The organism is Streptacidiphilus monticola (assembly GCF_042658505.1).
Classification (GTDB): domain Bacteria; phylum Actinomycetota; class Actinomycetes; order Streptomycetales; family Streptomycetaceae; genus Streptacidiphilus; species Streptacidiphilus monticola.
Map to the genome: position 1 here is coordinate 24780 of NZ_JBHSQJ010000062.1, position 13314 is coordinate 38093.

The 13314-nt window shown below is 73.5% G+C and carries 8 protein-coding genes; 6 read left to right on the forward strand and 2 right to left on the reverse strand.

Annotated features, from left to right (window positions below):
- Positions 1-124 precede the first annotated feature (124 nt).
- Complete coding sequence (locus tag ACFP3V_RS15460) at positions 125-835, reverse strand: exonuclease domain-containing protein (protein WP_380583655.1); 711 nt, start codon at positions 833-835, stop codon at positions 125-127.
- A 98-nt stretch (positions 836-933) separates the two neighbouring features.
- Entirely contained in the window at positions 934-2178 is a 1245-nt protein-coding gene (locus tag ACFP3V_RS15465; RefSeq protein ID WP_380583657.1) for an SAV2148 family HEPN domain-containing protein, read from the reverse strand.
- 291 nt (positions 2179-2469) lie between these two features.
- On the opposite strand from ACFP3V_RS15465, the gene glgX reads away from it, so the two are divergent.
- From glgX to ACFP3V_RS15495, 6 genes are all read left to right on the forward strand, one after another.
- On the forward strand, positions 2470-4593 hold the full coding sequence (glgX, locus tag ACFP3V_RS15470; protein WP_380583659.1) for a glycogen debranching protein GlgX: 2124 nt from the start codon (positions 2470-2472) through the stop codon (positions 4591-4593).
- A gap of 346 nt (positions 4594-4939) precedes the next feature.
- Positions 4940-7249 (forward strand): malto-oligosyltrehalose synthase, encoded by a 2310-nt coding sequence (gene treY, locus ACFP3V_RS15475; protein WP_380583661.1) that lies wholly within the window; start codon positions 4940-4942, stop codon positions 7247-7249.
- A 110-nt stretch (positions 7250-7359) separates the two neighbouring features.
- Positions 7360-8517: an acyl-CoA dehydrogenase family protein gene (locus ACFP3V_RS15480; protein WP_380583663.1), complete on the forward strand. Its 1158-nt coding sequence runs from the start codon at positions 7360-7362 to the stop codon at positions 8515-8517.
- Complete coding sequence (locus ACFP3V_RS15485; protein WP_380583665.1) at positions 8517-10094, forward strand: 5-guanidino-2-oxopentanoate decarboxylase; 1578 nt, start codon at positions 8517-8519, stop codon at positions 10092-10094. The genes ACFP3V_RS15480 and ACFP3V_RS15485 overlap by 1 nt, the downstream gene beginning before the upstream one ends.
- Entirely contained in the window at positions 10091-11278 is a 1188-nt protein-coding gene (locus tag ACFP3V_RS15490) for a Glu/Leu/Phe/Val dehydrogenase dimerization domain-containing protein (RefSeq protein ID WP_380583667.1), read from the forward strand. The genes ACFP3V_RS15485 and ACFP3V_RS15490 overlap by 4 nt, the downstream gene beginning before the upstream one ends.
- Entirely contained in the window at positions 11275-13254 is a 1980-nt protein-coding gene (locus ACFP3V_RS15495) for an acetate--CoA ligase family protein (RefSeq protein ID WP_380583669.1), read from the forward strand. The genes ACFP3V_RS15490 and ACFP3V_RS15495 overlap by 4 nt, the downstream gene beginning before the upstream one ends.
- Positions 13255-13314 lie beyond the last annotated feature (60 nt).

Here is a 13314-nt window from a genome sequence, read left to right on the forward strand (position 1 = left end):
CCATCTTCACCCGCCCGGACAGCCCCTCACCTCGTCCGCCGGGTGGATTCCTCTCCTGCTCAGGGTGGAGGCCCTCCCCCGAGAACCCCGGGGATGCCCCGGGCGTGCCCGGACCACCGCCTGGTCAGGGCGTGCGCAGGGGCCAGGAGGAGTCCACCCGGGCCGCCGGGTCCTTGTCCCTGCGCAGCCACGCCTGGAAGTCCAGCGCCCACGCGGCGTGCCACTCCGCCTGCTGCGCGTGGAGCAGGTCGAGTGTCAGCGAGCCGGCCTCCGCCCGGTACTTGCGGCCGAGCGCGATCGCGACCCGCACCGCCGCCAGGGCGTCGGCGCAGGCCTCGTGCGCGTCCTCCAGGGTGACGCCGTAGACGAGGCAGGCGTTCTGCAGGGACCGCGATCCGCGGCGGTAGCGGTCCAGCGCCCGGTCCACCGTGAGCGGGTCGATCACCGGGCCTATCGGGACCCCGCCCAACCGCTCGCTCAGCGACGGGAGTTGGTGGCGCGTCAACTCCGCCCCGATCAGGCTGAGGTCGAAGGGCGCGTTGTAGACGACGATCGGCACGCCCTGCCGCCAGTGCTCCGCCAGGGCGGCGGCCACCTCCTCCACGACCTCGGCCGCCGGGCGCCCCTCGGCCACGGCCCGTGCCGTGGTGATCCCGTGGACCGCCGTGGCCTCTGCCGGGATCTCCACTCCCGGATCCGCCAGCCAGCGGGTGCGCTTGAGCACGTCCCCGCCCTTGACCTCGACCAGCGCGGCGGTGACGATCCGCGCCTCCCCCGGATCCGTCCCGGTGGTCTCGAGATCGAACCCGACCAAGGTTTCGTGCACCCAACTCATCGGCCCCGTCCCATCCCTTCCGTAGACGGGGACCATCATCCCGTGCGCCACTGACAGCCCAGCGGCCACCCCTGACGCAGCCTCAGGAAACGGAGCAATCAGGACACGGGGCGCGAATCGGCCCACATGCCCTCGAACTCGTCCTGGTAGGTCTGGAACAGGCCCGCCTCCGGCGCCCGGCCGTCGCGCAGCGGGGCGGCGGGGCGGCCGCGCAGGACCAGCACCGGGGACTCGATGCCCCGTGCCTGCCGCAGGTAGGGCTGGACCACACCGAGCCCGTCGGCCCCGTCGCCGTCCACCAGATAGGCGGTGAACCGGGGGAACTCGTCGTACACGCGGATCTCGAAGGCCCCGGAGTCGCGGACGCGCGCCCGCACCCGGCGCGCGTGCATGATGCCGGTCTCCACCGTCTTGCCCAACTCACCTCGGCCGAGCCCGAGTTCGCGCTCCCTGCGGCGCAGCGCCGAGCTGGCCGGGTTGAGGAACAGCAGCCGCACCCGGCACCCGGAGTCGGCCAGCTGCACGAAGCGCCGGCCGGTGAAGTTCTGGGACAGCAGCCCGAGGCCGATCCCGACGGCGTCCAGCCGCCGCGCGCCGACGAGCAGGTCCTCCACCGGCAGGTGGCGCAGCAGCCGCACCCGGTCCACATGGACGCCGATGACGTCGGCGTAGCGGTCGCCGACCAGCTCCTCGACCACGTCCACGGGGGCGCGCTGCAGCTCCAGGGCCGTCAGATCGCCACCCCCGTCGAGGAGATGGAGCAGCCGGGCGGCGGCCCGCTCGGCCTGGGCGAGGACGTTCTCGGACAGGGTCCGGTTGCGGGAGACGACGTGCCGGGCGACCTCCAGCTCGTCCAGGGCGAGCTCGATCTCCCGACGGTCCTTCAGGAAGGGCTCGAAGCACGGCCAGTGCTGCACCATCAGCTCGCGCAGCTGCGGCAGGGTGAGGAAGACGACCAGGGCGTCGTCGTCCGGGTCGAGCAGGTAGCCCTTGCGGCGGCTGACCTCGCGGACCGCCCCGGCGCGCTGCACCCACTCCTCCCCGGCGGGGCCGGCGGCGGCGACCACCCAGTCCTCGCCATGCTGCGGTTCGTAGACCGGGCGCAGCACCTCCGCCACGACCGAACGCAGGCGCTGCTCGACGAGGTTGAGCCAGACGTAGGCACGACCCGCGCGGCGGACCCGGAGCCGGGCCTCGTCCCAGGCGGCCGGGGGCCAGGCCAGCGTCGGCTCCAGCGGGCCGGGCTGCTGCGGGACGGTCCGACCGAGGCCGCTGCGGGCGACGACGGAGGCCGACTCGCCCCGCGCCGTCCCCCCGGGGGAACCCCCGTCGGGGACCACCATCTGGTGAAGTCACCGTCCTTACGCCACTGGAGACCTGACTGCGTGTCACAACCTACCGCGCCGTTGGGCCGTCCGGGTGAGTCACGACGATCAAGACTACTGCCGGGTCCCAGGCGTCGCAGCCGCAACGCGAGTCACCAGGACACTCGTTCGGGCGAAGAAGCTCGCGAAATGCTCATAGGAATGCGTGGGCTACGCCACGATTCGACTGGACATGAGTCGGAGCCCGCGCGGGAACATGGATCCTCGGGGCCGCACCGCACACCCGCACCGCACGACTTGGGGAGGACCATGCAGGTCTGGCCGGGCTCGCCCTACCCGCTGGGCGCCCACTACGACGGCGCCGGCACCAACTTCGCGGTCTTCTCCGAGGTGGCCGAGCGCATCGAGCTCTGCCTGATCGGCGACGACGGCAGCGAGACGTCGCTGGAGCTGCGCGAGACGGACGCCTTCGTGCGCCATGCCTACCTGCCCGGCGTCCAGCCGGGCCAGCGCTACGGCTTCCGCGTCCACGGCCCCTACGAGCCCGCGCTCGGCAACCGGTGCAACCCGGCGAAGCTGCTGCTCGATCCCTACGCCAAGGCGCTCAGCGGCTCCATCGACTGGGACGAGTCGGTCTACGGCTACCACTTCGGCTCCCCCGAACGCCGCAACGACCTGGACTCCGCTCCGCACACGATGGCCTCGGTCGTGATCAACCCGTACTTCGACTGGGGCAACGACCGCCCGCCGCGCACCGACTACCACCGCACGGTGATCTACGAGGCCCATGTGAAGGGCCTGACCTACCTTCACCCGGGCATCCCGGAGGAGATCCGCGGCACCTACGCCGGCATCGCGCACCCCTTGGTCATCGAGCACCTGGTCAAGCTGGGCGTCACCGCGATCGAGCTGATGCCGGTGCACCAGTTCGTCCACGACCACCGCCTGGTGCAGATGGGGCTGGCCAACTACTGGGGCTACAACACCATCGGCTTCTTCGCCCCGCACGGCGCGTACTCCTCGCTGGGCGACCGCGGCCAGCAGGTGCAGGAGTTCAAGGCCATGGTCAAGGCGCTGCACGCGGCCGGCATCGAGGTGATCCTCGACGTGGTCTACAACCACACCGCCGAGGGCAACCACCTGGGCCCGACGCTCGCCTTCCGCGGCCTGGACAACGCCTCCTACTACCGGCTGGCCGACGACAAGCGCTACTACATGGACACCACGGGCACCGGCAACAGCCTGCTGATGCGCAACCCGCACGTGCTCCAGCTGATCATGGACTCGCTGCGGTACTGGGTCACCGAGATGCACGTGGACGGCTTCCGCTTCGACCTGGCGGCCACGCTGGCCCGGCAGTTCCACGAGGTGGACCGGCTGTCGTCGTTCTTCGACCTGGTGCAGCAGGACCCGGTGGTCAGCCAGGTCAAGCTGATCGCCGAGCCCTGGGACGTCGGCGAGGGCGGCTACCAGGTGGGCAACTTCCCCCCGCTGTGGACCGAGTGGAACGGCAAGTACCGCGACACCGTGCGTGACCTGTGGCGCGGCGAGAACGCCACGCTGGCCGAGTTCGGCGGCCGGCTGACGGGCTCGTCCGACCTCTACCAGGACGACGGCCGGCGTCCCATCGCCTCCATCAACTTCGTCACCTGCCACGACGGCTTCACCCTGCGGGACCTGGTCTCCTACAACGGCAAGCACAACGAGGCCAACGGCGAGGACAACCGGGACGGCGAGTCCTTCAACCGCTCCTGGAACTGCGGGGCCGAGGGGGAGACCACGGACCCCGGGGTGCTGGAGCTGAGGGGGCGTCAGCAGCGCAACTTCATCGCGACGCTGATGCTGTCGCAGGGCGTGCCCATGCTCTCGCACGGGGACGAGTTCGGGCGTACCCAGAAGGGCAACAACAACGCCTACTGCCAGGACAACGAGCTGTCCTGGGTGCACTGGCCGGCGGAGGACGAGGAGTCGGAGGCGGCGCAGCTGCTGGACTTCACCCGCCACATGGTCTGGCTGCGGCGGGACCACCCCGTGTTCCGGCGCCGCCGCTTCTTCCATGGGCGCCCGGTGTCCGGCACGCATGACGAGCTGACCGACATCGCCTGGTTCACGCCGTCGGGAGAGGAGATGACCGACCAGGACTGGCGGGCGTCGTTCGCCAAGTCGATGACGGTGTTCCTCAACGGCTACGCGATCTCCGAGCCGGACCGCAGGGGCGGGAAGATCACCGACGACTCCTTCCTCCTGCTGTTCAACGCGGCGCCCAAGCCCCTCGACTTCACCGTGCCGCCCGCGCACGGCGCGGAGTGGCAGGTCGTCGTCGACACCTCCCAGCCCTGGACCACGCCGCCCGGGACGGGCGCGAAGGTCCGCGCGGGGGAGACGATCCGCTTGACCGACCGCAGTCTCATGGTCCTCCAACGCCCCGCTTAGGCCCCAAAGGGGCCGTTCAGGGGCGCAACCCCGTCAGGGGCGCAACCCCGTCAGGGGCGCAACCCCGTCACGGGCGCAACCCCGTCACGGGCGCAACCCCGCCAGGGGCGCAACCCCGCCACGGGCGCAGCCCCGTCACGGGCGCAACCCCGCCACGGGCGCAACCCCGCCACGGGCGCGGGGAACTGCGCGAGCAACCCACCACTCGTGGGGGTCCGACCCGTTCAATGGGGACGAACCTCCGCGGGTGGTGGGCCGGTCGCGCAGTCCCCGCGCCCCTGGGAGCTGCGCCCCTGACGGGGGCGCCCCGGTGGTGAGGGGTCGTCACGTCGGGTAGGCCTTTGCTATGACCATCTCGCGGGAACCCCGGGCCAGTTACCGACTGCAGCTGCAGCCCGGCTTCGGCTTCGCCGACGCCGAGGCCGCCGTGCCGTACCTGGCCGAGCTGGGGGTCTCCCATCTGCACCTCTCGCCGATCCTCCAGGCCGTTCCCGGCTCGCGGCACGGCTACGACGTCGTCGACCACACGACGGTCAGTCAGGACCACGGCGGCGAGGCCGCCTTGCGTACCCTGGCCGAGACCGCCCACGCGCACGGCCTCGGCCTGATCGCGGACATCGTGCCGAACCACATGGCGCTGCCCTGCCCCGCCCACCTGAACCGGCCGCTGTGGCAGATGCTGCGCGAGGGCCCGGAGTCGCCGGCCGCCGGCTGGTTCGACGTCGACTGGGACGCTCAGGACGGCCGCATCCTGCTCCCGGTCCTCGGGGACCGGCTGGACGCCTGCCTGCCCGAGCTCGGTCTCGACGAGCACGAGGGCGAGCCCGTCCTGCGCTACCACGACCACCGGTTCCCGCTGCGTCCCGGCACGGAGGGGCTGCCGCTCCCCGAGCTGTTGGACCGTCAGTTCTACCGCCTCGCCTGGTGGCGGCTGGCCCGCACCGAGCTGAACTACCGGCGGTTCTTCACCGTCAGCGAGCTCATCGCGATCCGCACCGAGCGGCCCGAGGTCTTCGACGCCACCCACGGCCTGCTGCTCCGCCTGCATCGCGACGGCGTACTCGACGGCTTCCGCGTCGATCACCCGGACGGCCTGGCCGACCCGGCCGCCTACCTGCGGCGGCTGGGGGAGGCGTCCGGCGGCGCGTACGTCGTGGTGGAGAAGATCCTCACCGGTGAGGAGCGGCTGCCGCGGGACTGGGCCTGCGCCGGGACCACCGGCTACGACGCGCTGCGCCGCATCGACGGCGTGCTCATGGCTCCAGGTCCCGAGGACGAGGCGGCTCTCGCCGCCGCGGCGCGTGGGCGCGCGGACATGACGCAGCCTCAGGGGGAGCTGGACGCCGAGGTCAACCGACTGGCCCGGGAGCTGGTGCGGATCACGGCCGCCGAGCACGGCACGCGCGACCACGCGCCCTGGGCGCTGCGCGCCGCCCTCGCCGGAACGCTGGCCGCCTATCCGGTCTACCGGCCGTATCCCGAGCCCGGCCGTCCGCTGCCCTCCGAGCAGGCCCGCCAGGTGCGCGACGCCGCGGCCGCGGCCGCGCACAGGCTGCCCCCCGCTCATGCCGAGAGCGCCCGGGTGCTGCGCGACCTGCTGCTGGAGGGCGGGCACGACGAGTTCCGGGCCCGGTTCGCGCAGACGGCTTCGGCCGTCGCCGCCAAGGGCGTCGAGGACACCGCGTTCTACCGCCACCACGCGCTGCTCGGCCTGAACGAGGTCGGCGGGGACCCGGCGCATCCCGGGCTCGAGCCCGAGGAGTTCCACGCCTGGTGCACCCGGACGCAGCAGGAGCACCCGCTGACCATGACCGCTCTGTCCACCCACGACACCAAGCGCAGCGCGGACGCCCGGGCCCGGCTCGCGGTGCTGGCGGAGATCCCGCGCGAGTGGCAGGCCGAGACGGCGATCTGGCAGGACCTGGCCCCCGGCGGCGGTCTGCCGCACGATCCGGACACCGAGGACCTGCTCTGGCAGACGGCCTTCGCCGCCTGGCCGATCGGCGGCGACCGGCTCGCGGAGGTGCTGCTCAAGTCGGTCCGTGAGGCCAAGCTCCGCACCAGTTGGACCGATCCGGACGAGGCCTACGAACAGCAGGTCGCCACGCTGGCCCGCTCGGTGCCGACGACGCCCCAACTGGCGGAGCGCATCGGCGAGTTCGTCGCCCGCACGGCCCCCTACGCGCGGGTGAACACCCTGTCGGCGGCGCTGCTGCACCTGACGGTGCCCGGCGTGCCCGACCTGTACCAGGGCAGCGAGCTCCCGCTCCGCACCCTGGTGGACCCCGACAACCGGGGCATCGTCCGCCTCGATCCCCCGCCCCGGACCGAGCCCGGGACGCTCGCGGCCGAGAAGCTGCACGTCACCCGGACCGCGCTGCGCGTGCGCCGCGCGGATCCGCACCCGGACTACACGCCGTGGCCGACGGGCAGTCCGCACCTGCTCGCCTTCCTGCGCGGGGCACGGCAGTTGACGGTGGTGACCAGGCTCCCCTACGCCCTGGTCCGCGCCGGCGGCTGGGGCGCGCTCGAGCTGGAACTGCCTCCCGGCGAGTGGCGGGACGAACTGGCCGACCGTCGGCCCTTCAGCTCCCCGGTGAAGGTGGGCGAGCTGCTGGCGGACCTGCCGGTCGCCCTGCTTACTACTGACCGCTGATTCAGCAAGGTCATTGACACGCCTCCCGGACACTCCCAATACTGAATCACGGTTCAGTTGGTTGATCAGTCGGTTCCCCCCGGAACCCCGCCGTCCACCTGGGAGCGTCCATGTCCGCCCTGCCCACCGAGCTGTGCCCGCTCACCCCCGAGCAGAACGACATCGTCGACCTCGCCCGCGCCTTCGCCCGGGACGAGATCCGTCCCCGGGCCCGCGCCATCGACGAGGCCGACACGCAGACCCCGTGGGACCTGTGGCGGCAGGCGGCCAAGGTCGGCATCACCGGCTGCATGCTCCCGGCGGAGCTGGGCGGCGGCGGCTTCACCGACGTCTTCTCCCAGGTGCTCATCCAGGAGGAGCTCTGCGTCGGCGACCTGGGCATCGGCAACCTGCTGATGTCCAACGGCTTCTTCGCCGACCCGGTGCTGGAGCTCGGCACCGAGCAGCAGCAGCGCAGCTGGCTGGCCCCACTCGCCGGTCCGGACACCCCGATGACGGCCCTGGCCACCACCGAGCCCGGTTCCGGCTCCGACGCCGCCTCGATCACCACCACGGCCACCCGCACCCAGGGCGGTTACCTGATCAACGGTCAGAAGGCGTGGATCTCCAACGGCGGCGAGGCCGAGTTCTACGTCGTCTTCGCCAAGACCGACCCCAGCCGGCGGGCCCACGGCGTCAGCGCGTTCCTGCTGCGCAAGGACTCCCCCGGCCTGACCTTCGGTGAGCCGATGCGCAAGATGGGCCAACGGGCCATCGTCTGCCGCGAGTTGTTCTTCTCCGATGTCTTCGTGCCGGAGCAGGACCGGCTCGGGGCGGAGGGCGCCGGCTTCGTCGGCCTGATGCGCACCTTCGACATCTCCCGGGCCGTGCTCGGAGCCGCCGCGACCGGCGTCGCCCGGGCCGCGTTCGAGTACGCCCGCGACTACGCCCGCACCCGGGTGCAGTTCGGCAAGCCGATCATCGAGCACCAGGCGGTGGCCTTCCGCCTCGCCGACATGAAGGCCCGGATCGAGGCCGCCCGGCTGATGACCTGGCGCGCCGCCCGGCGGATCGACGCCGGACTGGACGCCACCACCGAGGCGGCCATGGCCAAGCTCACCGCCTCCGAGACCGCCGCCTACTGCACCTGGGCGGCCGTGCAGACCCTCGGCGGCTGGGGCTACTCGCGCGAGTACCCGGTCGAGCAATGGATGCGCGACGCCAAGCTGGAGGAGATCGAGGAGGGCACCTCCGACATCATGCGCCTGGTCATCTCCCGGGGCCTGTGATGGTGCGGCTCACGGGTGGCGAGGCCCTGGTCCGGGCGCTGCGCGCGCACGGGACCGACCTGGTGTTCGGCATCCCCGGCACCCACAACCTGGAGCTCTACCGGCATCTGCCGGCCTACGGGGTCCGGCAGGTGACACCCCGTCACGAACAGGGTGCGGGCTACGCCGCCGACGGCTACGCCCGGGTCAGCGGCCGTCCCGGCGTGGCGGTCACGACGACCGGTCCGGCGCTGCTCAACATCGCGGCGGCCGTCGGGCAGGCGTACTCGGACAGCGTCCCGCTGCTGGTGGTCTCCCCCGGCATGCCGCTGCGGCACCCGCGGCTGGCCACCGGCATGCTGCACGAGATGCGCAGCCAGACCGAGGCGCTGCGCGGCGTCGCGGCCTTCAGCCACCGGGTGTCCTCGGTCGAAGAGGTGGAGGCGGCGGTCGCCCGCGCGTTCACGCTGTTCCGCGGCGGTCGGCCGCGCCCGGTCCATCTGGAACTGCCGCTGGACCTGCTGGAGGAGACGGGCGAGCTGGGACCGGCGGCGGTGACGGCCCCTCAACTGGCGGCGCGTTTCCCGGACGTGACGGCCGCCGCGGCCGCCCTGGCAGCCGCGTACCGGCCCGCCCTGGTGCTCGGCGGCGGCGCGCGCGAGGCCGCCGACGCCTGCCGGGAGCTGGCGGAACGCCTGGGCGCGCCCGTGGTCACCACCGCCAACGGCAAGGGCGTCGTCGCCGAGGACCACCCGCTCTCGCTCGGCGTCGCCCTGCACACCGCGGTCGTGCAGAAGTGGCTGGCGGACCGGGACGTGGTCCTGGCCGTCGGCACCGAACTGGCCGAGTCCGACTTCTGGTGCCCGCCACCGCGCGTCGGCGGCACGCCCGTCCTGGTCGACGTCGACCCGGCGCAGATGTACGCCGGGCAGCCCGCCGACCATCCCCTGGTCGGTCCGGCCCGGTCCGTGCTGGAGGCGCTGCTGGCCGCACTCCCCCAGCGGGAACGGAGTGCTGACGACCTGTCGGACCTGCGCGAGCAGCGCGACGTGCCGACCCGGGACCGCGACGCCCGCTGGGTGCCGTACCTGGCGGCGGTCCGCTCGGTGCTGGCCCCTGACGCGATCGTCACCTCCGACAGCGCGATGTGCTGCTACTACGGCGCGCTGCCGCACCTGCCGCTGGCGGCCGAGGGCCGCTACCTGCATCCGACGGGCTTCGGCACGCTCGGCTACGCCCTGCCCGCCGCCGTCGGCGCCCTCGCCGCCGCGCCCGGACGGCAGGTGCTGGCCCTCTCCGGTGACGGCGGACTCCAGTTCACCGTCCAGGAGTTGGCCACCGCCGTGCAGGAGGGGCATCCCCTCCCGGTCGTCGTCTTCGACAACGGCGGCTACGGCGAGATCCGCGAGGAGATGGCCGCACGCGGCGACCGACCGCTCGCCGTGGACCTGGCCACGCCCGACCTGTCCGCTCTGGCCCGCGCCTACGGCGGCCACGGCGTCCGGGTCTCCACCCCGGCCGCCCTCGCCGAGGCCGTCCGTACCGCCCTGCACACCCCCGGCCCGACCGTGATCACCGTCCCCGAGGAGCGCCCGTGAGCACCGCCCCCTTCGTCTCCGTCACCTGGACCGATCCGGAGACCGGCCGCCAGGGCTACCTGGTCGTCGACCGCCTGGTCCGCGGGGTCTGCAGCGGCGGCCTGCGCATGCGCGCGGGCTGCACCCTGGACGAGGTCACCGGCCTGGCCCGGGGCATGAGCCGCAAGGAGGCCCTGCACTACGACCCGGCCGCCCGCTACGTCCCCCTCGGCGGGGCCAAGGGCGGCATCGACTGCGACCCGCGCGACCCGGAGGCGTACCCGCTGCTGGTGCGCTACCTGCGGGCGATGCGCCCCTACATCGAGTCGATGTGGACCACCGGGGAGGATCTGGGCCTGACCCAGGAGCTGGTGGACCGGGCGGCCGCCGAGGCCGGCCTGGTCTCCTCCATCCAGGCGCTCTACCCGCTGCTGGACGACGAGTCCGAGGCGCGGCAGCGGCTGGCCGACGCCTTCGCGGTGTCCGTGGACGGCATCGGCCTGGACGCGCTGGTCGGCGGCTGCGGCGTGGCCGAGGCGGCGCTCACCGCGCTCGACCGGGCCGGCGTCCCGGCCCTGGGCACCCGCGCGGCGATCCAGGGTTTGGGCACCATGGGCGGGGCGACGGCCCGCTTCCTGGCGCAGGCCGGCGTGAGGGTCGTCGCCGTCTCGGACGTCAAGGGCACCATCGCCAACCCGGAGGGCCTGGACGTCGAGGCGCTGCTGCGGGCCCGCGACTCCTTCGGCACGGTGGACCGCGCCGCCCTGCACCCCGAGGACCGCGAACTGCCGGGCGACGCCTGGTTGGAGACCGAGGCGGAGCTGCTGGTCCCCGCCGCCGTCTCCTACGCCGTGGACGCGGCGGCGGTCGGGCGGATCTCCCCCGCCTGCCGCTGGATCGCGGAGGCCGCCAACATGCCGGTGCTCCCCGAGGCCGAACAGCTGCTGGCCGCGCGGGGAGTGACCGTGCTGCCCGACGTGGTGGCCAACTCCGGTACCAACGCCTGGTGGTGGTGGACCCTCTTCGGGGACGTCGGCCCCGACGCCGAGCAGGCGTTCGGCTACCTGCGCCGCTCCATGCGCCGCCTGGTCGGCGACGTGCTGGACCTCGCCGCCGCACAGGGCAGCACGCCCCGGGACGCGGCCCACGCGCTGGCCGCGGGCCGGATGCCGGAGATCAACGAGCGCTTCGGCTGGTACCGGTGACGCCGGGTCAGGGGCTGCGGTCCCTGTTCGACCCCGCCTCGGTGGCCGTCGTCGGGGCCTCCGCGGACCCGGCCAAGTGGGGCTACTGGCTCGCCTCCGGGGCCCTCGCCGGACGCGGACGCCGCCGCGTGCACCTGGTCAACCAGCGCGGCGGCGCGCTGGACGGCGTGCCCTTCCACCCGTCGCTCGACTCCCTGCCGGACGCGCCCGAGCACGTGGTGGTGGCCACCCCGCCGGGCGCGGTCCGTGCCGTGGTCGCGGACGGACTGGCCCGGGGCGCCCGCTGCTTCACCGTCATCACCTCCGCCGTCGCGGACGAGCGCGAACTCGCCGAACTGGTCCGGGCGAACGGCGCCCGGCTGCTCGGCCCCAACTGCATGGGCGTCGTCGACACCGGGTCCCAACTACGGCTGTCCTGGGGCGACTTTCCGCGCGGGGACGTCGGCCTGGTCTCGCAGAGCGGCAACTTGGCGCTGGAGATCGGCCGGCTCCTGCAGCGGTCGGGCCAGGGCTTCTCCCGCTTCGTCTCCCTGGGCAACCAGCGCGACATCGACGCCACCGACGCGATCGAGGCGCTGGTCGACCACGAGCCGACCCGCCTGATCGCCGCCTACGTCGAGGACTTCCGCGACGGCCGCCGCTTCGCCCGCGCCCTCGCCCGGGCGCGGGCGGCGGGCAAGCCGGTGCTGCTGCTGACCGTCGGCCGCAGCGAGGCGTCGGGACGGGCCGCCGCCTCGCACACCGACGCCCTGGTCAGCGCCCTGTCCACGGTGGACGCGGCCTGCCGGGACGCGGGGGCGCTGCGGCTGGACAGCGCCGGGGAGCTGGTCGACACCGCGCTGGTTCTCCTCGCACCCCGTCGCCCGGCGGGCCGCCGGGTCCGCATCGCCGGGGACAGTGGCGGTCAGGGCGCACTGGCCGCCGACGCCCTGGCCGCGCGGGGGCTCGTACTGCCGGCCCTGCCGCTGGACCTGGCCGGCGCCGGGGAGGCGGACCTGCACAGCTACGCCCGCGTCGCGGCGGACATGCTCGCCGCCCACGACACCGATCTCGCGCTGCTCACCGGCTATTTCGGGGACTACGCCACCGGCAATCCGGCCCAGGCGGACGAGGAGTGCGCGGTCGCGCGCGAACTCGCCGACGCGGCGGCCGACTCCGGCCGCCCGCTGCTCGTCCACACCATGGCCCGTGACACCCCCGCCCTGGCGGTGCTCCGGGAGCGGGGCGTGCCCGTCTTCGAACGCGTGGAACAGGCGGCGGCAGCGGCGGCGCACGCGGCCCGCTGGTCCGCCGCCTCCGCGCACGACCCGCTGCCTCTCCCCCCGCCGACGGCCACCCTCGGCGACGGCGGATACGAGTCCGTCCGCGCCGCGCTCATCGCAGCGGGTATCGCCTTCCCGGACGCCCGGTTCGTGACGACCGAGGACGAGTCCGTGCGGGCGGCCGCGGCTCTGGGGGGACCCGTGGCCCTCAAGGCCATGGGCCTCGCCCACAAGACCGAGGCGGGCGGCGTCGTCCTGAACCTGCGTCAGCCGGGCGATGTGCGGGAGGCGTTCCGCACCATGCGGCAACGCACCGGCGCCGCACGTTACGCCGTCGAGGCGATGGCGCCGCAGCGCGGCGTCGAACTGATCCTCGGCGTCCGCCGCGACCCCGCCTTCGGCCCGGTCGTCCTGGTCGGCATCGGCGGCACGACTGCCGAACTGCTCGCGGACACGGCGGTCGCCCTCGCCCCGGTGACGCAGGATCAGGCCCGCGCCCTGATCCTCTCCCTGCGCCACGCCCCCCTCCTCACCGGCTGGCGCGGCTCCCCCGCCCTGGCGGTGGACGCGGCAGCCGAGGCCCTGTCCCTCCTGTCCCATCTGGCCCCCGGCTACGGCGATCTGACGGACATCGAGATCAACCCCCTGCTCGTCCACGAGGAGGGCGCCATCGCCCTCGACGCCGCGGCCCTGGTGACGGATCGCAGCTCCTGAGCGCGCCGGGCCCCGCCAGGGGCCCTCAGGGGCGCGAGGATCCCCCACCCTTCGGGCGGG